Consider the following 4,890-nt stretch of genomic DNA (forward strand, 5'->3'; position numbering starts at 1 on the left):
CAGTCTATTGCGCGTCGAAAGCTGCTGTTATCAGTCTGACACAATCTGCCGGTCTCAACTTGATCGGTCATGACATCAATGTGAATGCCATTGCTCCTGGCGTCGTCGATGGCGAGCATTGGGACGGAGTGGACGCATTCTTTGCGAAACATGAGGGCAAGCGCCCTGGACAGAAGAAAAAAGAGGTCGGCGATGCTGTGCCCTACGGTCGCATGGGGGTAGCCGAAGACCTCACCGGGATGGCGATATTTCTCGCAACTAGTGAAAGCGACTACGTCGTCGCACAAACCTACAACGTGGACGGCGGACAATGGATGAGCTGATGGAGGAACTTTTGTCTGAATCCCGTTTTGCGGAGCTCAGTAACGCTACGCTGTCCGATTTGCCTTCAACAATCCTGCGACCAACCTATGACCGCACTGAGCTTAAGGCCGGAATTGTTCATATTGGTGTGGGCAACTTTCACCGCGCGCACCAGGCTTGGTATTTGCACAGGCTGATGCAGACGGGCGAAGCACTTGGCTGGGCAATCGTTGGTGCAGGTATCCGCCCATTTGATGAAATTCAACGCAAGAAGATGGCGGCACAGGATTACCTGACAACGCTGATCGAGTTGGATCCATCTGGCTGTTCTGCCGAAATCATAGGTTCTATGATCGATTACGTTCCCGTCGAGGCGAGCAATGCCGCATTGATCGAACGGATGAGTCGATCCGACATATGCATTGTGTCTCTCACCGTGACAGAGGGTGGGTACTATATCGATCCAGCGACAAAGGGATTTGACGCACAACATCCAGATATACTTCACGACGCTGAAAATCCTGACCGGCCAATGACCGTCTTTGGCGCTATGGTCGCAGCACTCAGGCGCCGCCGTGCAACTGGTATAGGTCCCTTCACTGGATTGTGCTGTGACAATTTGCAGGGAAATGGGGAAATACTGCGCCAGACACTGGTGTCTCTAGCGCGGCTTTCTGATCCTGATTTGGCCGATTGGATTAATGCAAATTGCAGCTTCCCAAATTCTATGGTCGATTGCATAGTTCCAGCTACCGGCCCAAATGAGTTACGTTTGGCGCGCGAAATAGGCATCGACGACGCCGTTCCGGTCACCCATGAAGAATTCCGCCAATGGGTGATTGAGGATGATTTTTGTGCGGGCCGCCCGGCTTGGGAAAAGGTTGGGGCCACTATTACAAAGGATGTTCACGACTACGAAGCAATGAAAATTCGTTTGTTGAACGGCGGCCATCAGGTGATCGCCAATGTCGGGGAACTGCTTCAAGTCGACACGATTGCCAACTGCATGGCGCAAGTGCAGATTGCAGCGCTTTTCAATAAGGTGGCGCGTGAGGAGATCGCGCCACATGTGCAGGCTGTTCCCGGGAAAACCCCTGCGGAGTATATTGACCTACTCAACTATCGTTTTGGTAATCCTCGGATAGCAGATACGACGCGGCGCGTCGCCTTCGACGGGTCGTCACGACACCCAGGGTTCTTGGTACCTTCGCTTCGCGACGCGATCGCAGCGGGCGCCCCGTTTGAGGGACTGGCATTGGTCGAAGCCGCGTGGGCACGCATGTGTGCAGGCACTAGGGAAAATGGCAGCAAGATTGAGCCGAACGACCCGAATTGGGAAGAATTACGTGTAGCGGCAGGCCGTAGCAAAAACGATCCCGCCGTTTGGCGTGCGCAGCGGCAATATTATGGGGATGTGGCGGATGACCCCGAATTCGCTGCTGCTTTTGACCGCTGGTTAGCCATGATTTGGGACCAGGGTATAGGCGTCGCGCTTGACACCTATCTTGAGAGCTAACGCATGGCACATCTTGGAATAGACCTTAGCATGTCCGGGGTGCACGAATTGCTTGTCGACGCGAACGGCGCACTTTTGAGATCGGTGGAACGGCACCTTGAAACGTGCTGTCCGCATACCGGCTCGTCAAAACATAACCCAAAACATTGGATCGCTGCGCTTGCTGGCGCTATGCAAGATTAGCGTGAAATTCATCCGCAATTCGAATAGAACGTACCTTTTGTTGAGTGTCCGATGTTTTGCAAGTCGCTGCCAATGAGCAAATGTATAGTATGCAACTGCAAGCCCACTTAGTGACAATCGTGAATCTGCAAAATGCGATGCAGAACCGTCTAATTGCAATCAAAACCGCGGAATCTGCATTGCGTTTTTGGTAGAGCAGGGCTCTGAATTCCAGGTGAGGGGCTGAAATGCAAAATTTTTTGTGGTATTTTCGTTGCTACACTTTTTGAGCTCCTCAGGAAATCAACAACATCACACTATAAACCCGTAATGAATAAAAAATATCTCCAGCCATCTTTTCAAACAATTCAGTTTTTCTTCAAAATAGCTATAAGTCCTCTAGGTTTTACAGCGCCAGAATGATTTTCCACTGCTCTTGCCAGTTGGCAGACAGCGAGTGGCGTTGCAGATATTTGGTCTTTAAGTCGCTATGCCACAAAGGCGCTTGGCAAATGGCTCAATTCAATCGCACCTATTCAGCAAATTTGCCATTAGGCGGTAGGCCCCTGGGACGAGCTGTTCCAATTGATGGTGGAAAATCAGGCTCGTGTGTGTATGTCGACCCTTGCCAAATCGCCCTGAAAGAAGGGACCCTTTTAACGGGGGCTCGCCTACATCGGCCATTGAAATTAATGCTTCGTATTGGCTATCCCATGTTGATGCAAAGTAAAGTCCACGTTCTTTGTCCCAACCATTCCAGTCCTGAGCTGTGATCTTGTTGGGGCCAACGAGCAAGGGATGCTCCGGAAATAGAATTTGGACCTCAGCATTTTGATCTGTCACGCGCCAACGCAGGGATGGCTTGCCTATGGTTAGGGGGGCGAGCGCGGAATTAGTTGGATCCCAATTGTCCCACGGGCGATGATAAAGGCTGACAAGGTTGCCGCCAGCGTGCACCCATTTGTGAAGATTTTTTATCTGCTCAGCAAGAGCCGGGCGCGTGCGCAAGGCGAACACGCCAACCAAAATTGTGTCAAATTCGCTAAAATCGCCACGCAACAGTGCTTCATCGGTTATCTCGCAAATGTCGAAGCCTGCTTGGCCGAGCCAATATCCAGATCGATCACTTCCGCCCGAAATATACCCAATTTTTCCGCTGGGTCGTGCAAGGTCGAGGGCCAACAGGCGGATTTCAGCAGCTTCAGCATAGGTCATTGCCCCTGTATGGGGGTAAGACATTCGGTGTTGAAAAGCTGCCGGCGTACCATCAAGAATTACACCGGCTTTGTACAGACCAGGGCCACAATTGCTATTCTTTGAAATGACAATTTTGTCATCTGTGCAGTCAACATCAAACGGTAGGTCGCCGCTTATTGTCAGCGATGCGCCTTGCGGTGATTTTCGTTCGACGTGAACTTGAATATCCTTAGCGTCCTGAAGGTTGAAGATAAGGGCCGTTTTATCCAGTGTGACTTCGTGGGCACTAACAACGTTGATACGTTCCTCGGCTTCAATTTCAACGGTGAACTGTTGGCCACTTTCCGCAAGATTCATTCGCACAAACAATTGCGCATTGGCCCGATTTGGATGCCACACATCTGGAAGAGGATCCGAAGGTTTTTCATGTTTGGGGATTTCGACATTAAATGCCAGATCATGGGTTTTTGTGATGTTCCACCCTGTTGGTGCTATTACCTCAAAATCTGGAACTTCGCCTGCAGGCGTAAGAATTGTGCCGGTTATTATTTCACCTGGGCGCACCTCGTAGGATGATAATTCCAGGCGCAAGGTTCTATCGCCTGCCAAAAAAAGAGCTTTGCTGAGCTGTTCAACTTTGGCCAACAATCGATGTTCGACTTCGGCCTTTGCCGGTTGAGAACAGGCGGCGAGTGCATTGCGAACATCTTCTAGCGCCAACGCGCAGGCGGTGCGAACTTCTTGATAATTGGGCCATTGGGCTAGAGCTGTATCAATGTGGCTTTGAGCGGAACTCAACATATTTGTAAGTTCAGGCGCGCCAGCAAAGTCCGCCAGATCTGTTAGTGTGCGGGGTAAATTGTCAAAGATCGATGCTTCATCACCGCCATGCCCGTCTGCCGCCCAAGCAAGATTTAGCGGCCATGAAATTTGTGCGCCCGCTTCGTGCCAATTGCCCATGCCTTGTGTCATGTGGAAACTGCGCGATACCTCGCCTATTTGCGAGTAATCCATACCCAAAATTGGGTCGCCGCCGCTGCCATCAATGGAGACCGTTTTCGTTGGCGGTGGCAGATCATCGTCATAGGCGTCGCCTGCGCCAGACCAAGCGGGTAAATAGAGCTTTTTCACCTGCCATACATCAAGCCCTGCTTCTGGGTTGTACGTTGGATCAGCTGCAAGCTTTACAGCTTTAAACGCACTTTGCGTCATCGCACGGTGGTGGCCATGTTGACCAGGTACATCCAAAAAAGTGACAGCGATGATATCCGGCCGTTCTTGCCTTAGGATGTGCACAAATCGCTCCAGTGTGCGGTCTTCCCCCCAAATGTTTAAGGTTTCTTCGCCGCTTTTGGAGAACCCAAAATCACCGAGCGGGTCATTAGGTGTTTGACAAAGCCAATATTGGGTCATGTTGAGCACTTCAGCCGCCCGTTCCATCTCACGCGTGCGAACAATGCCCAATTTCACCTTTGTTTCGGTGCCGATCGCGTTTTGGCCGCCTTCGCCGCGCGTAGAGCAGGCGTGGGAGAGTTTCACCCCGTCTCTAAACCCAATGGCCGCAATCATGCGCGATGTTTCATCATCCGGATGTGCGCCAGTGTTCATAAAAGAGGTGACCGACTTTAGGGATTGAAGGGCTTTCCAAAGCTGGGTGGCTGTTGGTCTGGCATAAGCCTGTTGCAAGCGCTCGCCGTCAGAAATGCTCATGT

Annotated in this window: 4 protein-coding genes; 3 read left to right on the forward strand and 1 reads right to left on the reverse strand. The window is 51.4% G+C overall.

Annotated elements, in window-relative coordinates; genetic code table 11:
* From Q0231_RS14875 to Q0231_RS14885, 3 genes are all read left to right on the forward strand, one after another.
* The coding region (locus Q0231_RS14875) for an SDR family oxidoreductase (protein WP_299348666.1) at nt 1-323 on the forward strand (323 nt) is incomplete at its 5' end.
* A gap of 11 nt (nt 324-334) precedes the next feature.
* Complete coding sequence (locus Q0231_RS14880; RefSeq protein ID WP_299348669.1) at nt 335-1,819, forward strand: mannitol dehydrogenase family protein; 1,485 nt, start codon at nt 335-337, stop codon at nt 1,817-1,819.
* Between the two features lie 3 nt (nt 1,820-1,822).
* Nucleotides 1,823-2,002 carry a hypothetical protein gene (locus tag Q0231_RS14885; RefSeq protein ID WP_299348672.1) on the forward strand — a complete coding sequence of 60 codons (180 nt, stop codon included), beginning with the start codon at nt 1,823-1,825 and terminating at the stop codon, nt 2,000-2,002.
* Nucleotides 2,003-2,503: 501 nt separating this feature from the next.
* Here the strand turns inward: Q0231_RS14885 and Q0231_RS14890 are convergent.
* Nucleotides 2,504-4,890 (reverse strand): PIG-L family deacetylase (locus tag Q0231_RS14890; RefSeq protein WP_299348675.1); only part of this gene is annotated, 2,387 nt, incomplete at its 5' end.

The sequence above is a fragment of the uncultured Maritalea sp. genome, assembly GCF_937139385.1.
GTDB lineage: Bacteria > Pseudomonadota > Alphaproteobacteria > Rhizobiales > Devosiaceae > Maritalea > Maritalea porphyrae_A.